We start from the raw sequence: 21,062 nt of genomic DNA, 5'->3' as shown, positions 1-21,062 counted from the left end.
GGTATGGACTGGTTGACAAGGTTGCCCTGGATCGGCCCGCGCATCGCCGCGGCGATGCGGACACACGGCTGGCGCGCCTTCGCGCACCTCCAGACCGTCCACTGGACGCGGCTGGCCGCCGCGATGACCTTCACCAGCTTCCTCTCGCTCTTCCCGCTGCTCGCGGTCGTCGCGGCGATCGGCGCCGCGCTGCTGTCGCAGCATCAGCTCGACACCCTCCAGCACAAGATCTCCGACCAGATCCCCGGCATCGCCGACCAGCTCGACATCAACGGCCTGGTCGCCAACGCCGGGACCATCGGCGGGATCGCCGGTGCCGCGCTGCTCTTCACCGGTATCGGCTGGGTCGGCTCGCTGCGCGACTGCCTGCGCGCCGTCTGGGACAAGGACGACGAGGAGCGCAACCCCGTCGTCGCCAAACTGGTCGACGGCGGCATCCTGCTCGGCCTCGGCGCGGCGGCCCTGCTCTCGCTCGCCGCCTCCGGCTTCGCGACCGCGGCCGTCGACTGGACCGTCCACAAGGCCGGGCTCGCCGACCACGGCCCCGGCCGCGCGCTGCTGACCGTCCTCGGCTTCTGCATCGCCGTCCTGGCCGACTTCCTGATCCTGACCTACCTGCTGACGCTGCTGCCGGGCGTCGAACCGTCGCGCCGCGCCGTGGTCCAGGCGGCGTTCATCGGCGCGGTCGGCTTCGAACTGCTGAAGGTGCTGCTCAGCGGCTACCTCCAGGGCGTCGCGGGCAAGAACGTGTACGGCGCCTTCGGTACGCCGGTCGCCCTGCTGCTCTGGATCAACTTCATGGCGAAGCTGCTGCTGTACTGCGCCGCGTGGACGGCGACGCCCAGGCACGCGCCGCCGCCCGAGAAGGACGGCGGGGACGGTGGTGACGGCGACGCCGCCGGGGAACCGGGGGAAGGCGTCGAGACCGTGGAGGTCGTCGAGGTGATCGAGGTCCACGGGGCCACGCGGGCCCCGGAGTCCGTCAGCCCTTCCGGCGCCGGGAGCGGCGGTCGGGACCGGACGCCGGACCGGACGCCCGATCGGGATCGGGATCGGGATCAGGGCCAGGACCAGGGTCAGGGTCAGCACCGGGACGCGGAGCGGGATCAGGACGCGGGGCAGGATGAGGACCACCGCCGGCCGGGGACGGCAGCGGGCGGAGCTTCCGTACCACGATGAACGCCACGGCCAGGACGAGCAGGGAACCGGCGGCGACGCCCAGCGCCGTCCACAGGCCGTCGTGGGAGGAACCGGCCGTGGCGGAGGCGGTGGCCGGTCCCTTGTCGCCCTCGGGCGCCTTCGTCGTGGCGGTCGGCGGCGGCAGTTGGCTCAGCGGCGGGACCAGCGTGCCGACCGGCTTGACCGTAGGGGCGGCCTTGAAGCCCCAGTCCAGCAGCGAGGCGGCCTCGCGGTAGACCAGGTCGTGCTCGGCCTTCGGCGTCATGACGGTGACCAGCAGCGTACGGCCGTCGCGCTGCGCGACCCCGGTGAAGGTGGCGCCCGCGTTGGTGGTGTTGCCGTTCTTGACGCCCGCGATGCCGGGGTAGGGGGACAGGCCGTAGTCGCCGCTGAGCAGCCGGTTGGTGTTCTGGATGCCGAACGACTCGCGCTTCTTGGTGGTCTTGCCGGTCTTCTTGTTCTTGTCGACCTTCCACTCGCCGGGGAACTGCGCGCTCACCGTCGAGCAGTACTCGCGGAAGTCGGCGTTCTGGAGCCCCGAGCGGGCGAAGAGCGTGAGGTCGTACGCGCTGCTGACCTGCCCGCGCTCGTCGTAGCCGTCGGGCGTGACCACATGCGTGTCGGCCGCCTGCAACTCCTTGGCCCGCGCGTTCATGTCCGCGACGGTCTTGGCGACGCCGCCGTTCATGGCGGACAGCACGTGCACCGCGTCGTTGCCCGAGCGCAGGAAGACACCGAGCCACAGGTCGTGGACGGTGTAGGTCAGATTCTCCTTGATGCCGACGAGGCTGCTGCCCTCGCCCATGCCCTGGAGGTCGCTCGGCAGCACCTTGCGCACGGTGTTCTTCGGGAACTTCGGCAGCACCGTGTCGGCGAACAGCATCTTCAGGGTGCTGGCCGGGGGGAGCCGCCAGTGCGCGTTGTGCGCGGCGTAGATCTCACCGGTCTTGGCGTCCGCCACGATCCAGGACTTCGCCGTCAGCTTCGCGGGCAGCGCGGGCGCGCCCTGTCCCGGGTCCACCTGCGTGCCCGGCACGCCCAGCCGGTCGCCGCCCACCGTGGACATGTGCTCGGGCGGTCTCGGCGCGGGCTTGGTGCCGGCGGCCGGAGCCGCGCTCGCGGCCCCCGTCAGGACGGTGCCGCCGAGCAGCGCGGCGACGGCGGACACGGCGAGAACGGCCAGGGCGGAACGGTGCGGCGCGGTGCGGCGCGCGGCGGTCGTAGGCATGGGCACCCGAGGAAACGTACATGTCCTTTCCTGGCCGCCGCGCCCCCGGGTGCGGGCCGTCCGCCGTGACGATCCGCACGTCCCGCGCGGGGAACCGGCCACCCCCGTCGGCCCTCCTACCGGGGGGCCCGCACATACTGGGACGCATGAAGCTCAGTCGGCGCGTGTCCTGGTTCCTGGTCGCTTTCGGTGTGTGGTCGTGGATCGTCTGGGTCACCTTTGTCAAGAATTTGTGGAAGGACACCAGCGGTCTGGCCTTCCACGACGGCGACCACGGATCGCCCACCGCCTACTTCTGGATTCACCTCACGCTCGCGATCGTCTCCTTCCTCCTCGGCACCGCCATCGCGGCCCTCGGCGCGCGGAGCCTGCGGGCGCTGCGCCGCGAGGCGGCGCAGGCCGGTCCGGCCGACCCGGCGGAAGCGACCGCCCCGACTAGCCCGGCTGCCCCGGCTGATCGGGAGTCGGCCGACTCGACGGTGTGACCGCGGTGCGGCCGATCGTCGGGAGGATGAAGTCCTGGATGAGGGACTTGGCGTCGCGGACGACGGGGCGGAAGACCCGGTAGCGGGACAGGCCGATGACGCGGGCCGCCACGGGGGTGGAGCGGTGTACGAACTCGCGGGTCCGCGCGGTGTCGGGGGTGCGGTCGAAGACCCAGTAGAGGACGACGACCATGAGGTGCAGCCAGAGCAGTTCGGGGAGCAGCTCGGCGAGTTCGGAGTCGAGCTTGGGGGCGAGGTCGGAGCCGGACAGCACGTCGCGGAAGAGTTCGACGGCGGTGGCGCGGGCCGGGTGCGACTCGTTCGAGAACGGGCTGAGCGAGCTGTCCGGGTCGGCGGCCGTGCGGAAGAACTGGGCGGCGAATTCGTGGTACTCGGCCGCGGTGTCCAGCCAGGACGCGAGCGTGATCTCCAGGCGCTCCGCGAAGTCGGTCACCCCGCGCATGCGCACCCGGGCGTCGGCCGCGTGGTGGTGCGTCATCCGGTCGTAGAACCCCTGGATCAGGAATTCCTTGGACTGGAAGTAGTAGTAGGCGTTCCCGACCGAGACGCCCGCCTCCTGGGCGATGGCGCGCATCGTGGTCTTGTCGTAGCCGCGCTCGCGGAACAGCCGCATCGCGGTCTCCAGGATCACCGCGCGGGTCTGCTCGCTCTTGCCGGTCTTGGGCCGGGCCCGGCCGCCGGGCAGTTCCTCGCCCAGGCCGGGGCCCGGCTCCGCCGCCGGACCCGTGGCCGCGGGCTCCGGCTGGTCTGTCACGTGCTCCACCCGGGTGAGCCTATCCGTCGCCCGCACAGCCGTCGGCGCAGTCCTCGCCCCGGCCGCGCCGCGGGTCGGCCGGCGGTGCGGACGGCGGTGCCGACGGGGCGCCCGGGTCGCTCTGCGTCCAGCCGGTCGCCTTGTCGTAGATCCAGCCGGGTACGGACCTGACCGGCGCGGGGCCGGGCGCGCCCGCCGCGTTGCGCCCGGGGAACCAGGTCGGGGCCGCGGCCGAACGCTGCTTGCTCTCGCGGTACTTGGCCGCGGTCAGCACCGCCGCGCGGGCGAGCCTGCGGCCCGCGGGGGTGGCCAGGGTGTGCGAGAAGGCGCGGTGGTCGGCGAGCGCCCACAGGCACACCACCCAGGCGGAGTCGCCCCGGTAGAGCTGGCCCGCGTCGCCGACGACGGTGATCTCGCGCCCGGTCGCCGCGTGGTCGAGGCCGGGGAAGCGGTGCATGGCCTCGGGGGAGCCGACCGGCACCATGTCGAGTCTGACGAGCTGCCGCTGCCGGACGAGCCAGTCCCGTACGAAGGCGCACAGCCGGCAGGCGGGGTCGTACAGCACGGTGAGCCGCCGTACGGGCGGGCGGGGCGTCCGCGCCACGGGCCGCGCCGTCGGCCGGTCGGGCCGCGCGGTCACCGCGCTCTGCGTGAGGCGCGTCATGTCACACCCCGGCCGGGGTCGGGCCGTTCGGCTTCGTCCAGCCGTCGCTGTCCACCGGCGGGTACTGCTCGCGCTCCATCAGCCCGCGCCGCCGGATCTTGTTGAGCACGTAGACATTGCCGAGGTGCATCACGCCGAGCACCAGCAGCACGACGCCGAGCTTGACCGACAGCGCCTCGAACAGGCCGCGCGCGTTGTCGACGGCGTCGGCCGACTTCAGGTAGAGGGCGACGAAGCCGAGGTTCACCAGATAGAAGCCGACCACCAGGAGGTGGTTGACGGCGTCGGCGAGCTTCTCGTCGCCGTGCAGCACGTCGGCGAGGAAGATCCGGCCGTTGCTGCTGAGGGTACGGGCCACCCAGACGGTCAGGCCGATGCTGACGGCCAGATAGATCACATACGCGAGGACGGTCAGGTCCATAGCGGGTCCACCCCTTGTTTGAACGTGTTCAAACCTGCTGACGCGACGACTCTAGACCCGGTTTTGAACATGTTCAAGGCCGGTGCTCCGGGCATACGGAAGGGCCCGGCTCCGAAGGTTCGGAGCCGGGCCCTGACGACGGGCGCCGCCGGGGGAGCGGCGGCGCCCGGCCGCGGTCAGTCCTGCGAATAACTCAGCTCCAGATCGACGTCACCGTCCCCCTCGCCGCCGTCGTCCGGGACCCGGACGGTGGCGGGGAACGGCGGATAGCCCATGGTCAGCAGCGTGTACCGGCCGGAGTAGAGATTGCCGAAGGCGTACGAGCCGTCCTTGCCGGTCCGCGTCTCCGCCACCTCGTGGCCGTCCGCGTCGTGCAGCACGACCCGCGCGTCCTCGACCGGCTGACCGTCCGCGCGCCGCACCGTACCGGTCAGCGCACCCGTCCCCGTGAGGCGCAGATCACACTCCACCGGTCGGTCGGAGGCCAGCACGCTCGCCGTCTGCGGGTGGTGTCCCGGCGCGTTGGCGACCAGGACGTACGAGCCCGCGCGCGGCGTCGGCAACAGGAAGGCGCCCTCGTCGTCCGCCGCCGCGCGGCCCACCTGGCGGCCGTCCGCCGCGATCAGCGTCAGCTCCGAGCGCGGCACCGGCAGCCCTGCGGCGCCCGTGACCCGGCCGCGTACGGCGGGCCCGGAGACGATGTCGGTACCGGCCCCGGCGGCCATCAGCGTGCCCGTCGGCGCGCCTGCCGCGGGGTCGTCGTCCTCGGCCGGCTCCACCGCCAGGTGCGGCAGCCGCTTGTCCAGCCACGCGGGCAGCCACCAGTTGGAGGTGCCGAACATGTGCATCAGCGACGGCACCAGCACCGTCCGCAGGATGAACGCGTCCAGCGCGACCGCGCCCGCCAGGCCGATGCCGAACATCGCCAGCACCCGCTCGCCGCTGAGCACGAAGGCGCCGAAGACGCAGATCATGATGACCGCCGCCGAGTTGATCACCCGGCTGGTCTCGGCGAGCCCGACCCGTACCGCCCGCGCGTTGTCCTTGGTGTGCACCCACTCCTCGTGCATCCGGCTGACCAGGAAGACCTGGTAGTCCATCGACAGGCCGAAGAGCAGCGAGAGCATGATGACCGGCAGGAAGGCGTCGATCGGCCCTTCGCGCCCGGCCAGCGAACCGCCCCAGCCCCACTGGAAGCACGCCACCAGCACCCCGAAGGAGGCCGCCGCCGCGATCAGGTTCATCGCGGCGGCCGTCAGCGGCACCACCAGGCTGCGGAAGGCGACCAGCAGGAGCAGGAAGCCCAGCACGATGATCACGCCGATGAACAGCGGCAGCTTGTTGAACAGGACCGTCGCGAAGTCCTCGAAGATCGCCGTCTGGCCGCCGACGTACGCCCGCATCGTGCTGCCCCGCTCGGCGGCCGGGACGACGTCGTCGCGCAGGTGGTCGATCAGGTCGGAGGTCGCCTTGTCCTGCGGCGAGGTGGTCGGTACCGCCTGGATGAACGCCACCTTGTCGCCCGGCTTCATCGGCAGGGCGGCGGCGTACGCGATGCCGTCGGTGTCCTTCAACGTCGTGACCAGGCCGTTCAGCGCGGTCCTGTCCGCGCCGGTCGGCACCTCGGCGAGGATCGTCAACGGCCCGTTGAAACCGGGGCCGAAGCCGTCCGCGAGCATGTCGTACGCCTTGCGGGTGGTGGTCGTCGTCGGGTTGTTGCCCTGGTCGGAGGAGCCCAGGCGCAGGCCGAGCGCCGGGATCGCCAAGGTGGCCATCACGGCCACCGCCGCCACCGCGAGCACCCGCGGGTGCCGCTGGAGGAACGACGACCAGCGCGCCGCCGCGCCCGTCGCGACCTCCGGCTGCGGTCCCTCGGCCGCCAGCGCGCGGCGCTGCCCGCGGCTGAGCACCCGCATGCCCAGCAGGCCGAGCAGCGCGGGCAGCAGCGTCATCGCGGCGGCGACCGTGATGACGACGGTCAGCGCCGCCGCGACGGCCACACCGTCGAGGAAGGTCAGCCGCAGCGTGAACATGCCCAGCAGCGCGATGCAGACCGTGCCGCCCGCGAACAGCACGGCCCGGCCCGAGGTGTTGAGCGCGGTGACCGCCGCGTCCTCGGGGCTCTTCCCGCGCAGGATTCCCCTGCGGTGCCTGGTCACGATGAACAGCGCGTAGTCGATGCCGACGCCCAGGCCCACCAGCGTCGCGAGCTGCGGCGAGAAGTCCGCCACGTCCATGCCGTGGCTGAGGATGATGATCGCCGACGACGAGATGCCGATGCCGAACAGCGCCGTCACGATCGGCAGCAGCATCCCGAACAGCGAGCCCAGCGCCAGGAACAGCACCACGGCCGCCGCCGCGATGCCGACGCCCTCGGCGAGGCCCGGCAGCGGCTGCTCCGCCTGCGCGGGCTTGTTGCCGCCGACCTCGACCCTCAGGCCCTTGGCCGCCGCGTGGTGCGCGGTGTCGATCAGCTTCTGCGCCTGGTCGTCGGAGAGGTCACCGCCGAGCTTGGTGTACGTCACCGTCGCGTACGCCGTACGGCCGTCCTTGCTGATCTGCGCCGCGCCCGCCGGGTCGTACGGGCTGACGACCTGCCCGACGTCCTTCTGCCGGGCGATGTCCGCCAGCGCCGGGTCGAGCCGCGCCCGTACCGAAGCGTCGCGCACCGTACCGGAGTCGACGTGCCACACCACCGTGTCGGCCTCGCCGGACCGCTCGGGCACCACCTGGTCCATCAGGTCCAGGACCTTGGTGGACTCGGTGCCCTTGAGCGAGAACGCGTTGGAGTAGCCGCTGCCGAGCGCGTTGCCCACCGCGCCGACGCACAGCAGCGCCGCCAGCCAGAACGACATCACCAGCCATTTGTGCCGAAAACACCATCGAGCCACAACGGCCACGACCACATCCCCCATCAACGAGCGTTCCACGACCGACGAGTTGACCAACGGGACCCGCGCACTGACCGACGGACCCGTGGACTGACCAACGAGCCTCTTCAGCCTCCGTGGCTGTCGCGCCGACCGCCAAGCCGATCCCGCTTCTCTCAAGGAACTCCAAAGTTCCGGCCGGGACGGGGCCCCGGGGGGAGTGCGGATACTGGTGGGCATGGACGCCACCGTGCTCATCGTGGAGGACGAACCGGGGATCGCGGACATCCTGCGCATCACCCTGAAATACAACGGCTTCACGGTGCACAGTGCCGCGACCGGGCGCGAGGCGCTGGCCGCCGCGCGCGAACACCGGCCCGACCTCGTACTGCTCGACGTGATGCTGCCGGACGGCAGCGGCTGGGAGGTCTGCCGCGCGCTGCGCCAGGAACGCGCCGCCGAGACCGACGCCGACGACCTCGCCGTCATCTTCGTCACCGCGCGGGACGCCCCGCGCGACGTGGTCGCCGGGCTCGCGCTCGGCGGCGACGACTACATCACCAAGCCGTTCGGCGTCGACGAGGTGGTGGCCCGCGTGCACGCGGTGCTGCGCCGCACCCGGCGCCGCGAGGGCGCCGACGGACGCGTCCTGCGCCACGGCGACCTGGAGATGGACGAGGCCACGTACACCGTCCGCAGGTGCGGGCAGCCCGTCGAGCTGACGCCCACCGAGTACAACCTGCTGCGGCACCTGCTGCGCAACGCCGGGCGGATCGTCACCAAGGAGCAACTGCTCCAGCACGTCTGGCAGTACGACACGGCCGTCTCGTCCACGGTCGTCGAGACGTACATCTCGTATCTGCGGCGCAAGCTCGACCGGCTCGGGCCGCCGCTGATCGAGACCCGGCGGGGGATCGGATACGGGCTGCGCGCGGCGGGACCGGGCGCCGCCGCGGCCGGGGGAGCGGTGTGAAGGTGAACAAGTGCGGCCTGTGGCCCCGCCCGCACTCGCTGCGCGGGCGCTTCACGATCGCCAACGTGACCTTCCTCGCGGTCGGTCTGCTGCTCGCGGCCTGCGCGAGCATCGCCGCCACGTACATGGTGCTGGTCGGCGAGATCGACGACTCGCTGAAGGGCTCGCAGTCCTCGCTCGCCAAGACCTCGATCGACGCGGACATGGTGCGGCGGCTCTGCCAGCTCGCCGACCTCCTGCAGAGCGGGCAGGGCGGGCAGAACGGGGGCGGCGGGCCGGGGAGTTCGGCGATCGCGGTGGCGTTCCAGCAGGATCTGTTCGTCATGCTCGACCGGCGCGGCGAGCCCGCCGCCGTCTGCCAGGACGGCACCATTCCGGTCAGCTCCGAGCAGCGGCGGCTCGCCGAGGCGATCCCCGACCCGGCGGGGCTGGTCCGCAGCGGCGGCGCGAAGACCGTGAAGACCGGCTCGATGGAGTACCGGGTGGTCGCGATCCGGCTCTCCGACGGCACCATCGTGGTCAAGGGCATACGGCTCAGCGGCGTCAAGCACGCGATCGGCAATCTGCTGATCGTCGAATCGGTCGTCGGCGTGGTGCTGCTCGCGCTGCTCGCCACCGGCTCGCTGACCGCGGCCAGGCGGCGGCTGAGCCCGCTGGAGGACATGGTGGAGACCGCGTCCGCCATCGCCGGGGGCGACCTCGGGCGGCGGATCGGCACCGCGCGGCACGGCTCCAGCGAGGTCGAACAGCTCAGCGGCGCGCTCAACGCGATGCTCCAGCAGATCGAGACCGCCGTGACCGAAAGCGAGCGCGCCACCACACAGTTGCGTCGATTTCTGGCCGACGCCTCGCACGAGCTGCGCACCCCGCTGGCGTCGGTGCGCGGCTACCTCCAGCTCTACGAGAAGGGCATGCTCGACGCCGACGAGAAGGAGCGGGCGCTGAGCCGGGTCAGCTCCGAGGCGCTGCGGATGAGCCGCCTGGTCGACGAACTCCTCGCGCTGGCCAGGCTCGACGACCGGCCCGCGCTGCCGCACGGCGCCGTCGACCTGTCCCGGCTGGTCCGCGACGCCGCCGCCGACCTGGCCGCGCAGCAGCCGGAACGGCCGCTGACGCTGATGGTGCCCGACTGCCGGGGCGACGGCGGACCGCTGCCCGAAGTCCTCGGCGACGAGGCCGCGTTGCGGCAGGTCGTGGGCAATCTGCTGAGCAATGTGCGGGTGCACACCCCGGCCCGCTCCCCGGCCAGCGTCGAAGTCGCCGCGCGTGGCGAGAAACTGCTCTTGCGGATCACCGATTCGGGTCCCGGTATGAGCGAGCGGGACGCGGCCCGCGTCTTCGACCGTTTCTTCCGCGCCGACGCAGGACGCGCCCGCGACAGCGGCGGCGCGGGCCTCGGCATGGCCATCGTGCAGGCCGTCGTCCAGGCCCACCACGGCACGGTCGCGCTGGAGACGGCGCCCGGCCGCGGCCTCACGGTCTGCGTGACGCTGCCGACGGTGGGCGCGGGGACGGCGGTCGGCGAGGACCCGGCGGTCGGCGAGGACCCGGCGGCGGACGCTGCGAGGGGCCAGGAGACGGTGGTAACCGGTGCGAAGTCCACTGTCCCCGCCGCTACTTGACCAAATCTATAACAAACGGAAACCCGTACAACCCCTGTGCGACATCGGCCGTCCAACTCCCCACAACGAACCACCACTCGAAGTGACGGGGAGACACCATGCGAGGTCGCGCATTCACCGGACGGCTGCGCCCGGCGGCGCTGGCCCTTGGGGCGGCCGGGGTGTTGACGCTCGGCGGCGGAGCCGTGGCCTTCGGAGCCGACGGGCCGCCGGCGGACACCGCGCCGGCCGATTCGATCGACCTGGGCCTGCGCGCCTACGACGTGACCTTCGCGCCCACGGCGGCCGGGGCCGAACCGGTCACCCGCTCGATGGCGGTCACGATGTTCCACCACGACCCGAACGTGGCCGTGCCCGCCCAGCGACTGACCTTCTCCGCGGCAGGCATGAAGAACGTCGCCGAGGTCGTCTGGCCGCAGGGCTGTACGGTGACCGGCGCCGACGCCGTCTGCACCGTGCCCGGCGCGCCGGCCGGGCGGCTCGACCTGCCCGACGTCGCGGTGAAGATCCGGCCGCTGCCGGGCGTGGCCGCCGGGGCCAAGGGGTCGTTCAGCGTCAGCCACCGCAACACCAACGGCAAGACGCAGACCTTCAAGCCGACGGTGACGCTGGCCGACGGCCCGTCCCTGGTCGTCGGCCGGGCGGCGGCCACGACCCTCGCCCCCGGAGCGAACGGCGACGTGCCGGTCACCGTCACCAACGAGGGCAACGCCGACGTCGCCTCGGTCCAACTGGAGCTGCGGTGGCCGCACGGCCTCACCCCGGTCGAGCGCTTCTCCAACTGCGTGTACGACACCTCCCGCGACCCGCGGCAGGGCGTGGACCGTACGGTGGCGCGCTGCGCCATCGACCAGCCGCTCGCCGCCGGCGCCAGCTACGGCGTGCGCGACACCGTCTCGGTGAAGGCGAACGCGGACGCCTACGCGGAGAGCGTGGACGTCACGGCGTTCACCCCGAAGGAGGCCACCGCGCACCCCGCGGGCGAGCCGGGCACCGGGCCCGCCCTGCACCTGGTGCCGGTTCCCGGCGGGACCCCGGGGGCGGACGGCCGTAACGACACCTCGTACGGCGGCGCGGACTTCACGGTCACCAACACCGCGGACTTCGGGATCTCCGCGCCCGAGGTCACCGGTGCGAACGGCGCGCAGGTCAAGCTCACCGTGCACGTGGACAACCACGGACCCGCCTCGATCGACCCGCTCGAGTACTTCACGCCGGTCACCCGTTTCGACGTCCGCGTGCCCGACGGCACCGCACTCGTGGAGTGGCCCGTGACGTGCGCGCCGCGCGACACCGCGAAGCGGTACCTGCGCTGCGCGTCGGACACGGAGTCCGACGTCGAGCGCCCGGTCACCCTCTACAGCGGGAAGTCGTACGACTTCCCGCTCACCCTGCGCGTCACGTCCACCGGCGTGCACCAGGGCGAGGCGGCGCTGCTGACGACCGGGCCGAACCGGATCGAGCTGCCCTTCGACCACAACGCGGCGAACAACACGGTCGCGCTCGTGGTGAAGGCGTCGGCCTCGAACGCCTCGGCCACCGCCGGTTCTTCCGGTTCTTCCGGCTCCAACGGGACCACCGGATCGGCCGGGTCCTCCGGCGCGGTGTCCGGCGGCGCGGGCAACGCCTCGCTGCCCGCCACCGGCGCGGGCGCGACCCGACTGGTCGGCGGGATCGCGGTCGGCGCCGTCGCGTTCGGCGGCGCGGTGCTGTTCACCGCGCGCAACCGCCGCCGTACCGCGTAGTCCGCGGGTTCCCGACAGCTCCCCCCACGGGGTGATCAGACGGTGACCGGTGCCCGCTCCCTGGGGGCGTCGGTCACCGTCGTCGCGTGCCGCACACCGGGGACGGCCGCCGTCCCCAGGCACAGGGCGGCGACCAGCGCCGCCGCCACGTACAGCGGCACGGCGGGTCCGAAGGCGTCGCAGGCGAGCGGCGCGAGCGCGTAGCCGACCGGCATCGCGGCGAGCGAGAGCAGCCAGTCGTACGAGGTCACGCGGGCCAGCACCCCGGCGGGCACCGAGCTGAACACGTAGGACTCCCAGACCGGGTTGAAGAAGCCGAGCGCGCCGAGCGCGAGGCCGTAGGAGACGATCAAGGGCACGGCGGGGGCGTCGGCGGCGAGCAGGACCAGCGGCAGCGCGTAGCTGGTCAGGGCCAGATTGCCGGTGAGCACGGGGCGGCGCAGCCGGGCGCGGGAGGCGAGCAGCGAGCCGGTCAGCAGGCCGACGGAGCCCGCTTCGAGCATCAGCACCCACATGCCGTCGCCGCCGCGCCGGTGGTGCGCGATCAGCGGGCCGAGGGTGGCCAGGACGGCGGCGGCCCCGTTCCACACCGCGTGGGCGATCAGGCTGGTCCAGTACCAGTCGCGGGCGCGGACCTCGGTCCAGCCCTGGACGAGGTCGGCACGCATCGAGCGGCGCGGGATGGGGGTGCGGCGCACCCGGACGAGGGTGAGCAGTGCCGCACTCGCCGCGAAGGACGCGGCGTCCAGCAGGAACGCCCAGCCGGGCCCCGCGGTGAAGATCAGCAGTCCGGCGAGCGCGGGGCCACCGAGCCGGGTCGCGCTCGCGGCGGACGCCATCAGGGAGTTGGCGCCGAGCAGGCCGTCCTCCTCGACGGTGCCCGCGACCAGCGGCGCGGAGGTCGGGATGGCGAAGGCGGAGGCGGCCCCGCCGACGGTCTCGGCGACCGCGAGGACCAGGATGCTCGGGTCGCCGCCGACGAGTTCGAGGCCGACGAAGATCTGCGCGGCGCAGCGGACGAGGTCGGTGGTGAGCGCGACCTTGCGCGCGTCGAACCGGTCGGCGATCACGCCGCCGACCGGCAGCAGCAGGAGGCGCGGCACCATCGCGCAGCCCAGCACGACCGCGAGCGCGGACGCCGAGCCGGTCGCGCGGCTGATGGCGATGGCGAGCGCGGCCGGGACGACGGCGTCGCCGAGGGCGGAGAGCGTCCGGCCGAAGAAGAGCAGGCGGAACGAGCGGTGCCGGAGCGGGTGTCGGGGCTTGGGGGGCGGGGCGACGGGGTCCTGGCGGGAGCCGTCGCGGGAGGCGTCGTGCCGGTCGTCGCGGAGGTCGTCGTGCCGTTCGTCGCGGGGGTCGTCACGCGGGTCGTCGTGCCGGTCTTCGTGCCGGTCTTCGTGCGGGGGCGGGGTGGTCACGGCGAACAAGGTATTTCGGCGTCGAACATTTCGTCAACGAATATTTCGGCACCGACGTATCTCCGGTGCGTAGGCATAGGATCGGCCCATGCCCACCCCGCACGACTGGACCGACGGCCACGTCGCCCGCTGGCAGCCCGTACTGCCCGACCTCGACCCCGACGTCGAGGGCGCCGCCACCCGCGCCATGCTGTTCACCGACCACATCCGCAGGGTCAAACAGCGCTCGCTCGTCGACCACGGCCTGCACAAGCACGAGTACGAGACGCTGCACACGCTCGCCGGGCGCGGCGGCCGTACCGTTCCCTCCGAACTCGCCGCCGACCTCAAGATGGCCCCCGCCTCCATCACCGGCCGCCTCGACGGCCTGGAGCGGCGCGGGTACGTACGCCGTACGCCGTCGGCCGCCGACCGCCGCCGGGTCGACGTCGAACTCACCGAGGCGGGGCGGCAGGCGTGGCTCGGGGCGCTGGAGTTCCAGGGCCAGGAGGAGCGCCGGCTGCTGGGCGTGCTGACCCCGGCAGAACGGCGCACGCTCTCCGACCTGCTGCGGCGGGTGATGCTGGCGGCCGAGGGGAACGGGGACGGCGGTCGCGACTCCACGGGCTGAGCTGGCGTGGGACTTGCGCTGGAGTCGACTCCAACCCCTAGCGTCGTCGTCATGACCACCGCAGACGGCTCCGACCCCACCGACCGCGCCGAATCCGCTCCCGCCGACGACCGGTACGCGCGCGGCCTGGCCGCCCTCCGCACGGTCACCGGCGACGAGCGCCCGGCCCTGCTCGACTCGGTCGCGGAGATCGCCCCCGACCTGGCCCGGATGACCATCGAGTTCGGCTACGGCGACATATGGTCACGCCCCGGCCTCACCCCGCGGCAGCGGCAGCTCGCCACCGTCGCCGCGCTCGCCGCCCTCGGCAACGCCGCCCCGCAGCTCCGCTTCCACATCGCCGGGGCGCTCAACGTCGGCTGCACCCGGCGCGAGATCGTCGAGACCTTCATCCACACCACCGTCTACGCCGGTTTCCCCGCCGCGCTCAACGCCCTCGCCGCCGCCCGCGAGGTCTTCGCGGACCACCCGGCCGACGACGACCCGGTCGTCAAGGAACCGGTCGACGGCGGCCGTTACGAACGCGGCCTGGACGCCCTGCGCACCGTCGACGGCCCCGACGGCGTCCGCGTCGTGGCCACCCTCGACGACATCGCCCCCGACCTCGGCCGCTACATCGTCGAGCACGTCTTCGGCGACATCTACTGCCGCACCGGCCTCGACCTCGTCACCCGCGAACTCCTCACCATCGCCATCTGCACCGCCCTCGGCACCGCCGCCCCCCAACTCCGCATCCACATCCGCGCCTTCCTCCGCCTCGGCGGCACCCGCACCGAAGTCGTCGAAACGCTCACCCAAATGGCCGGCTACGCCGGTTTCCCCGCCGCCCTCAACGGCGTCACGGCAGCCCGCGAGATCTTCACCGAGCACGACGCGGCCGGGACCGCGGGCTAGCGCGCGCGAGGAGGACCCGCGTACGGGCACGCGAAAGGGCCCGCCCGTGGCCGGTGGTGGCCGGTCGGGGCGGGCCCTTGGGGGCGCAGGGGTCAGAAGCGGCGGGTGATCAGGGCGCGCTTGACTTCCTGGATCGCCTTCGTCACCTCGATGCCGCGCGGGCACGCGTCGGTGCAGTTGAAGGTGGTGCGGCAGCGCCAGACGCCGTCCTTGTCGTTCAGGATCTCCAGGCGCTGCTCACCCGCCTCGTCGCGGGAGTCGAAGATGAAACGGTGCGCGTTGACGATGGCCGCGGGGCCGAAGTACTGGCCGTCGTTCCAGAAGACCGGGCAGGACGACGTGCACGCGGCGCACAGGATGCACTTGGTGGTGTCGTCGAAGCGCTCACGGTCCTCGGCGGACTGAAGGCGCTCACGGGTCGGCTCGTTGCCCTTGGTGATCAGGAAGGGCATCACATCGCGGTACGCCTGGAAGAACGGGTCCATGTCGACCACGAGGTCCTTCAGCACGGTCAGGCCCTTGATCGCCTCGACCGTGATCGGCTTGTCCGGGTTGATGTCCTTGATCAGCGTCTTGCACGCCAGCCGGTTCTTGCCGTTGATCCGCATGGCGTCGGACCCGCAGATGCCGTGCGCGCACGAGCGGCGGAAGGTCAGCGAGCCGTCGATCTCCCACTTGACCTTGTGCAGCGCGTCCAGGACGCGCTCCTTCGGGTCGATGGCCAACTGGTAGTCGACCCACTCCGCGTCCGCCGCGACCTCCGGGTTGAACCGGCGGATTCGCAGCGTGATCGTGATCAGGTGTGCGTCGGTCACCTCGGCGGCGTCGAGGGCCGCCGAGTGCTTGTCGAGCGTCGGGGTGCTCATCAGTACTTACGCTCCATCGGCTGGTAGCGGGTCTGCACGACCGGCTTGTAGTCGAGGCGGATCGACTCGACGCCGGTCGCGTCCACCTCGCGGTAAGCCATCGTGTGCCGCATGAAGTTGACGTCGTCGCGGTTCGGGTAGTCCTCGCGGTAGTGACCGCCGCGCGACTCCTTGCGGGCGAGCGCGGAGACCGCCATGACCTCGGCCAGGTCGAGCAGATTGCCCAGCTCGACGGCCTCCAGCAGGTCGGTGTTGAACCGCTTGCCCTTGTCCTGGATCGCCACGTTCAGATAGCGCTCGCGCAGCTCGCCGATCTTCTCGACGGCCGTCTTGATGGTCTGCTCGGTGCGGAACACCATCACGTTGGCGTCCATGCACTCCTGCAGCTCCGTGCGGATCACCGAGACCCGCTCGGTGCCGGTGGACGCGCGCAGCCGCTCCACCTGCGCCTCGACCAGCGACGCCGGGTCGTCGGGCAGCGGCACGTAGTCGTGCGCGTGCGCGTACTCGGCGGCGGCGATGCCGGAACGGCGGCCGAAGACGTTGATGTCCAGCAGCGAGTTGGTGCCCAGCCGGTTCGCGCCGTGCACCGACACGCACGCGACCTCACCGGCCGCGTAGAGGCCCGGCACGACGGTGCTGTTGTCGCTCAGCACTTCGCCCTGCACGTTGGTCGGGATACCGCCCATCGCGTAGTGCGCGGTCGGCTGGATCGGGATCGGGTCGGTGTACGGCTCGATGCCCAGGTACGTCCGGGCGAACTCGGTGATGTCCGGCAGCTTCGCGTCGAGCTGCTCCGGCGGCAGGTGCGTGAGGTCGAGGTAGACGTGGTCGCCCTCGGGACCGCAGCCGCGGCCCTCACGGATCTCGGTGTAGATCGCGCGGGAGACGACGTCACGCGAGGCGAGGTCCTTCATGACCGGCGCGTACTTCTCCATGAAGCGCTCGCCGTCCTTGTTGCGGAGGATGCCGCCCTCACCGCGGGCGCCCTCCGTCAGCAGGATGCCCATCCGCCAGATGCCCGTCGGGTGGAACTGGAAGAACTCCATGTCCTCCAGCGGCAGCCCGCGCCGGTACACCGCGGCCTGGCCGTCACCGGTCAGGGTGTGCGCGTTCGACGTCACCTTGAAGAACTTGCCGGTGCCGCCCGACGCGTAGATCACGGCCTTCGCCTGGAAGACGTGGATCTCGCCGGTGGCCAGTTCGTACGCGACCACGCCCGCGGAGCGCTTGACGCCGTCGACCTCGACCAGGAGCTGGTCCAGGACGTAGAACTCGTTGAAGAACTCCACGCCCTCCTTGACGCAGTTCTGGTACAGCGTCTGGAGGATCATGTGGCCGGTGCGGTCCGCGGCGTAGCAGGCGCGGCGCACCGCGGCCTCGCCGTGGTTACGGGTGTGGCCGCCGAAGCGGCGCTGGTCGATCCGGCCCTCGGGCGTCCGGTTGAACGGCAGGCCCATCTTCTCCAGATCGAGGACCGCGTCGATGGCCTCCTTCGCCAGGATCTCGGCGGCGTCCTGGTCGACCAGGTAGTCACCGCCCTTGACCGTGTCGAAGGTGTGCCACTCCCAGTTGTCCTCCTCGACGTTCGCGAGGGCGGCGGCCATGCCGCCCTGGGCGGCGCCGGTGTGGGAGCGGGTCGGGTACAGCTTGGTCAGAACGGCGGTGCGGCTGCGCTTGGTGGCCTCGATGGCCGCGCGCATGCCGGCGCCGCCCGCGCCGACGATGACGGTGTCGTACTTGTGGATCTGCATGGGGGTCGCTTCCCTGTTCCAGCCCTGGCTCAGCGCTTGGCGTCAGCGGCTTCGCGGCTTGGCGGTGATGGCCGTGTCGGCCGCGTTAGCGGATGTTCGGGTCGAAGGTGAAGATCACCAGCGAACCGAGCACGATGGTGAACGCCGTCGCGGTGAACAGCAGCGTCTTCAGCCAGATGCGGGTGTTCGGCCGCTCGGCGTAGTCGTTGATGACGGTCCGCAGGCCGTTGCCGCCGTGCAGCATGGCCAGCCAGAGCATCACCAGGTCCCAGCCCTGCCAGAACGGCGAGGCCCAGCGGCCCGCGACGAACGCGAAGCCGACCTTGGTGACACCGCCGTCGAGCACGAGCTGGATCAGCAGGTGGCCGAGGACCAGGACGACCAGCACCACACCGGACAGCCGCATGAACAGCCAGCCGTACAGCTCGAAGTTGGTGCGGGAGCTGCGCGGGGTCCGCTTGGTGCGGGCGCGCGGCGGCTCGATGACCGGGGCCGGGTTGTCCGGGCTGTACGTGACGCTGGAGCCGGTCAGCTCGACCGCGTCCGCGGGAGTGATTTCGGTGGACATGTGCGGTCAGCTCCCGAACAGGACTCGTGCGGCGTGGCCGAGGACGGGGTAGATCGCGCCGACCATCAGGAGAGCCCACAGGCCGAGCACCGTCCACAGCATCTGCTTCTGGTAACGCGGGCCCTTGGTCCAGTAGTCGACCGCGATGATCCGCAGGCCGTTCAGCGCGTGGAAGAGGATCGCGGCCACGAGGCCGTACTCCAGCAGGCTGACGATGGGGGTCTTGTAGGTCGCGACGACCTTGTCGTAATCCTCGGGGGAGACCCGCACGAGGGCGGTGTCGAGGACATGGACGAACAGGAAGAAGAAGATGAGGACACCGGTGACTCGATGAGCCACCCAGGACCACATGCCTTCCCGGCCGCGGTACAGCGTTCCAGCCGGCACGGAAAAAACCCTCCGGGAGCGGGGCGAGGGGTGCCGGCTTCGGTGTCGGTCACGCCCGGCCGGGTACGGTCCACCGGCCCCGGCCATCGTAGCGACGCGATGTCGGCTCCGGACCGCGGGGTAGGCCAGGTGTGATCGATCCCGCACGGTCGGGTGAACCGGCGGGGGTCTTTCGCGGGCCGGACTCGGCCAGATGCCCACCGGTGTCCGCGAGTCGCAGCAGCCGCGCGCGGCAGATCCGGCGCAGCTGCTCGGCCGTCGCCACCGACTCCTCGTCCTCGTCGTGCCCCAGGCGCTGGCGCAGGCTCGCCAGCGTCAGGTCGAGGGCGGCGGCCGGGTCGTCGGGGTCGTCCAGGTCGGTCAGCGCGATCACGAAGGCGTGGCCGAACTTCGCCTCGTACGCCGCGTTCGCGGCCCGCAGCGCGGTGTGCACGGTCAGGCCGCCGCGGTCGGGCAGCGCGGTGGTGGCCTCGCCCGCCAGCGCCTCGGCGAGATCGCCCGACGTCAGGTCGTACGCCGCCTCGTCGGCCGCGGCGAGCAGCGCCTCGACCGTCGGATACGGCCGGTGCGCGGCCACCCGGCGGGCCCAGCGGTGACTGCCGCAGCAGGTGCGCAGCGCCGCCTCCGCGACCAGGGAGGGGGCCCGGTTGAGCAGATACAGCCCCTCGGGCGGGGTGTCGCTGGACAGCGCTGGGCTCCTGGATCGGGTGGACCGGGGGTACGGAATCGGCACGGCGGTACGACAGGTGCGGATTCGGTACGGCTTCGGCTAGGGAAGGTACGGCAGGGGGAGTGCTCCCACTTTAGGGGCAGCCGGTTCGAACATGTCCGACGGGACCTTGAACTTCACTCGTACGTGAGGCGGTGCGACCTCCGTTGACGCGCCCCCCGTTGACACGCTCCCGCTGACGCGACCTCCGTTGACGTGAGCCCCGTTGACGCGCCCCCCGTCGGCCCGCCCCGGCCCGGCGCCGCTCAGTCCCACCAGAACGACCACAGCCGCTCCCCGCGCAGCGCCTCGGCGTAGTCGGGGAACGGAAACGTCCCGTCGTTCAGATTCGACGCCCCGGTCAGCACGTGTTCGAGCGCGACGTGCCCGGCGTGCGCGGAGGCCAGCGGCGGCGAGGCCACCGACACGAAGACCGACGAGCCCTCGAAGCCGATCACCCGCGCCCCGAACCGGTCCTCCCACGTCCGCAGCAGCGCCGACAGCTCCAGCGCGGGCGCCTCGGTCTCCCAGCCCGCCAGCGCCGGGATGTCGGCGCTGCGTTCGGCGCGGACCAGCGCGATGTGCGCGATGAAACGGGTCGTGAAGTAGTGCAGCATCTGCCCGACGGCCGCGCGCGCCACCGCGTCGGGCGAAGGGCCGGGATGCGGCGGCGAGGCGGCGGCGAGCCCGGGAAAGGCGGTGAACGGCGGCCCCGGATCGGCCGCCAGCAGCGCCGCCGCGTCGTCCGGCCACACCTCGTCGATCGCCGGGTGCGGCGGAAGCAGCGACCGCGCCTCCTGGTACGTCCCCCACGACTCGCGCAGCGACGCCTCCGCGTCCACCGCGTCGATCTCGGCCGCGCGGTGCCCGAAGCCGTTCGCGCACGGCCACGCCATCAGCACCGGCCGCCAGCCGGTCTCCTCCTGCTGCGCCTGGTAGCGGGCCCACAACCGGCCCGGTGCGACCACGGGTTCGTCGCTCAGCCACAGTCCCGGCGCGGAGCCGGGGACCAGCCGTCCCGGCGGCAGTCCGCCCGGGAGCCCGTCGAGGAGGCGGTCCAATGACATCGGAGGACTCCTCAACGACCGTTCATGAGGGGACTGCGTGGGGGAAGTTGACGACGGCCGGGGGCCGCCTCCCCCCACAGGAGCGTCCCCGGCCGCCGTCTTGTACGGCGTATCCCCGTTCAAAAGTGTCACCGCTCCCATGGTTCAAAAGTGTCAGCGCTCCCACATGAGGCAGGATGGGGCGAGTGTTCGAGGGGGTGGGGCCAGAGGTGGACCTGGAGACCGCGGTAGCCGGGGCGCAGCGCGGGGACGAAGCCGCGTTCCGCGTCGTGTACCGCGCTGTGCAACCGCAGTTGCTGCAATACGTCCGCAGCCTGGTCGGACCGGTGGACGCCGAGGACGTCGCCTCCGAGACCTGGTTGCAGATCGCCCGCGACCTCCCCAACTTCCGCGGCGCGGGCGACTCGGTGCGCGGCTGGGCGGCGCGCATAGCCCGCAACCGCGCGCTCGACCACATCCGTGCCCGCGCCCGGCGGCCCGTCTCCGGCGCGGGGGTCGACGAACTCGTCCAGCTCCCCGACCGCGCCGACACCGCGGGCGAGGCGCTGGACGCCGTCGCCACCGACCGCGCCCTGGCCGCGATAGCCGCCCTGCCGCGCGAGCAGGCCGAGGCCGTCCTGCTCCGCGTCGTCATGGGCCTGGACTCCACCAGCGCCGCCCGCGTCCTCGGCAAGCGCGCCGGGTCCGTCCGGATGGCCACCCACCGCGGCCTGCGCCGCCTGGCCGAACTCCTCGAACACGACGACGACCCGCGCGCCGACGCCGACCACGTCGGTGTGACCTTCTCGACCTCCAAGGCCCTGTGACGCGACCCGCGGGGCCCGGTA

At 72.1% G+C, this 21,062-nt stretch carries 19 protein-coding genes and 1 pseudogene; 8 read left to right on the top strand and 12 right to left on the bottom strand.

All coding sequences use genetic code 11. The features are described 5' to 3' along the window. Positions 1 to 3: 3 nt before the first annotated feature. Positions 4 to 912 (top strand): annotated as a pseudogene (locus ACFY9V_RS26985) (YihY/virulence factor BrkB family protein); the annotation flags it as partial. Between the two features lie 70 nt (positions 913 to 982). Here ACFY9V_RS26985 and ACFY9V_RS26980 read toward each other — a convergent pair. Next, the gene (locus tag ACFY9V_RS26980; RefSeq protein WP_391163551.1) at positions 983 to 2,407 is read right to left on the bottom strand and encodes a D-alanyl-D-alanine carboxypeptidase family protein; all 1,425 of its coding nucleotides are present in this window, start codon (positions 2,405 to 2,407) and stop codon (positions 983 to 985) included. Positions 2,408 to 2,553: 146 nt separating this feature from the next. Between ACFY9V_RS26980 and ACFY9V_RS26975 the strand changes: the two genes are divergently transcribed. Then, complete coding sequence (locus tag ACFY9V_RS26975; protein WP_391050487.1) at positions 2,554 to 2,892, top strand: SCO4848 family membrane protein; 339 nt, start codon at positions 2,554 to 2,556, stop codon at positions 2,890 to 2,892. On the opposite strand, the gene ACFY9V_RS26970 is transcribed toward ACFY9V_RS26975, so the two are convergent. The 4 genes from ACFY9V_RS26970 to ACFY9V_RS26955 all read right to left on the bottom strand — a co-directional run bounded on the left by ACFY9V_RS26970 (position 2,843) and on the right by ACFY9V_RS26955 (position 7,607). Beyond that, a complete protein-coding gene (locus ACFY9V_RS26970; protein ID WP_391050488.1) occupies positions 2,843 to 3,676 on the bottom strand; it encodes a TetR family transcriptional regulator in 834 nt (277 codons plus the stop codon). The two genes, ACFY9V_RS26975 and ACFY9V_RS26970, sit on opposite strands and share 50 nt — an antisense overlap. 10 nt (positions 3,677 to 3,686) lie before the next feature. After that, positions 3,687 to 4,331, bottom strand: coding sequence for a DCC1-like thiol-disulfide oxidoreductase family protein (locus ACFY9V_RS26965; protein WP_391163330.1), 645 nt, complete (start codon positions 4,329 to 4,331; stop codon positions 3,687 to 3,689). Position 4,332: 1 nt separating this feature from the next. Further along, positions 4,333 to 4,752 (bottom strand): hypothetical protein, encoded by a 420-nt coding sequence (locus ACFY9V_RS26960; RefSeq protein ID WP_391050490.1) that lies wholly within the window; start codon positions 4,750 to 4,752, stop codon positions 4,333 to 4,335. 176 nt (positions 4,753 to 4,928) lie between these two features. Then, the gene (locus ACFY9V_RS26955) at positions 4,929 to 7,607 is read right to left on the bottom strand and encodes an MMPL family transporter (RefSeq protein ID WP_391163329.1); all 2,679 of its coding nucleotides are present in this window, start codon (positions 7,605 to 7,607) and stop codon (positions 4,929 to 4,931) included. Between the two features lie 253 nt (positions 7,608 to 7,860). Between ACFY9V_RS26955 and ACFY9V_RS26950 the strand changes: the two genes are divergently transcribed. From ACFY9V_RS26950 to ACFY9V_RS26940, 3 genes are all read left to right on the top strand, one after another. Further along, entirely contained in the window at positions 7,861 to 8,595 is a 735-nt protein-coding gene (locus tag ACFY9V_RS26950) for a response regulator (protein ID WP_391163328.1), read from the top strand. Continuing rightward, positions 8,592 to 10,217: an ATP-binding protein gene (locus ACFY9V_RS26945; RefSeq protein WP_391163326.1), complete on the top strand. Its 1,626-nt coding sequence runs from the start codon at positions 8,592 to 8,594 to the stop codon at positions 10,215 to 10,217. The genes ACFY9V_RS26950 and ACFY9V_RS26945 overlap by 4 nt, the downstream gene beginning before the upstream one ends. Before the next feature lie 98 nt (positions 10,218 to 10,315). After that, positions 10,316 to 11,962 carry a hypothetical protein gene (locus tag ACFY9V_RS26940; protein ID WP_391163324.1) on the top strand — a complete coding sequence of 549 codons (1,647 nt, stop codon included), beginning with the start codon at positions 10,316 to 10,318 and terminating at the stop codon, positions 11,960 to 11,962. A 35-nt stretch (positions 11,963 to 11,997) separates the two neighbouring features. Here ACFY9V_RS26940 and ACFY9V_RS26935 read toward each other — a convergent pair whose 3' ends face one another. Next, complete coding sequence (locus ACFY9V_RS26935) at positions 11,998 to 13,380, bottom strand: MFS transporter (protein WP_391163322.1); 1,383 nt, start codon at positions 13,378 to 13,380, stop codon at positions 11,998 to 12,000. A gap of 88 nt (positions 13,381 to 13,468) precedes the next feature. Here ACFY9V_RS26935 and ACFY9V_RS26930 point away from each other — a divergent pair, with 88 nt between their 5' ends. Both ACFY9V_RS26930 and ACFY9V_RS26925 read left to right on the top strand, forming a co-directional pair. Then, positions 13,469 to 13,990, top strand: coding sequence for a MarR family transcriptional regulator (locus ACFY9V_RS26930; RefSeq protein WP_391163321.1), 522 nt, complete (start codon positions 13,469 to 13,471; stop codon positions 13,988 to 13,990). Positions 13,991 to 14,041: 51 nt separating this feature from the next. After that, entirely contained in the window at positions 14,042 to 14,884 is an 843-nt protein-coding gene (locus ACFY9V_RS26925; protein ID WP_391163320.1) for a carboxymuconolactone decarboxylase family protein, read from the top strand. Between the two features lie 92 nt (positions 14,885 to 14,976). Here the strand turns inward: ACFY9V_RS26925 and ACFY9V_RS26920 are convergent, their stop codons facing one another. The 6 genes from ACFY9V_RS26920 to ACFY9V_RS26895 all read right to left on the bottom strand — a co-directional run bounded on the left by ACFY9V_RS26920 (position 14,977) and on the right by ACFY9V_RS26895 (position 20,235). Then, positions 14,977 to 15,750, bottom strand: coding sequence for a succinate dehydrogenase iron-sulfur subunit (locus ACFY9V_RS26920; protein ID WP_355336872.1), 774 nt, complete (start codon positions 15,748 to 15,750; stop codon positions 14,977 to 14,979). Further along, the gene (gene sdhA / locus ACFY9V_RS26915; RefSeq protein ID WP_355336873.1) at positions 15,750 to 17,504 is read right to left on the bottom strand and encodes a succinate dehydrogenase flavoprotein subunit; all 1,755 of its coding nucleotides are present in this window, start codon (positions 17,502 to 17,504) and stop codon (positions 15,750 to 15,752) included. Before sdhA ends, ACFY9V_RS26920 begins: the two co-directional genes overlap by 1 nt. 85 nt (positions 17,505 to 17,589) lie before the next feature. Then, positions 17,590 to 18,072, bottom strand: a complete 483-nt coding sequence (locus ACFY9V_RS26910) for a succinate dehydrogenase hydrophobic membrane anchor subunit (RefSeq protein ID WP_355336874.1) — start codon at positions 18,070 to 18,072, stop codon at positions 17,590 to 17,592. A gap of 6 nt (positions 18,073 to 18,078) precedes the next feature. Beyond that, a complete protein-coding gene (gene sdhC, locus ACFY9V_RS26905) occupies positions 18,079 to 18,459 on the bottom strand; it encodes a succinate dehydrogenase, cytochrome b556 subunit (RefSeq protein WP_188279402.1) in 381 nt (126 codons plus the stop codon). A 49-nt stretch (positions 18,460 to 18,508) separates the two neighbouring features. Continuing rightward, positions 18,509 to 19,192 (bottom strand): 2-oxo-4-hydroxy-4-carboxy-5-ureidoimidazoline decarboxylase, encoded by a 684-nt coding sequence (locus tag ACFY9V_RS26900; protein ID WP_355336875.1) that lies wholly within the window; start codon positions 19,190 to 19,192, stop codon positions 18,509 to 18,511. Between the two features lie 242 nt (positions 19,193 to 19,434). Continuing rightward, a complete protein-coding gene (locus ACFY9V_RS26895; protein ID WP_355336876.1) occupies positions 19,435 to 20,235 on the bottom strand; it encodes a DUF4253 domain-containing protein in 801 nt (266 codons plus the stop codon). A 185-nt stretch (positions 20,236 to 20,420) separates the two neighbouring features. Here ACFY9V_RS26895 and ACFY9V_RS26890 point away from each other — a divergent pair, with 185 nt between their 5' ends. Continuing rightward, positions 20,421 to 21,041, top strand: coding sequence for an RNA polymerase sigma factor (locus tag ACFY9V_RS26890; protein ID WP_317452472.1), 621 nt, complete (start codon positions 20,421 to 20,423; stop codon positions 21,039 to 21,041). Positions 21,042 to 21,062: the final 21 nt, after the last annotated feature.

The sequence above is a fragment of the Streptomyces sp. NPDC008317 genome (assembly GCF_042955955.1).
Taxonomy (GTDB): domain Bacteria; phylum Actinomycetota; class Actinomycetes; order Streptomycetales; family Streptomycetaceae; genus Actinacidiphila.
This window is presented reverse-complemented; position numbering and strand designations above follow the sequence as displayed.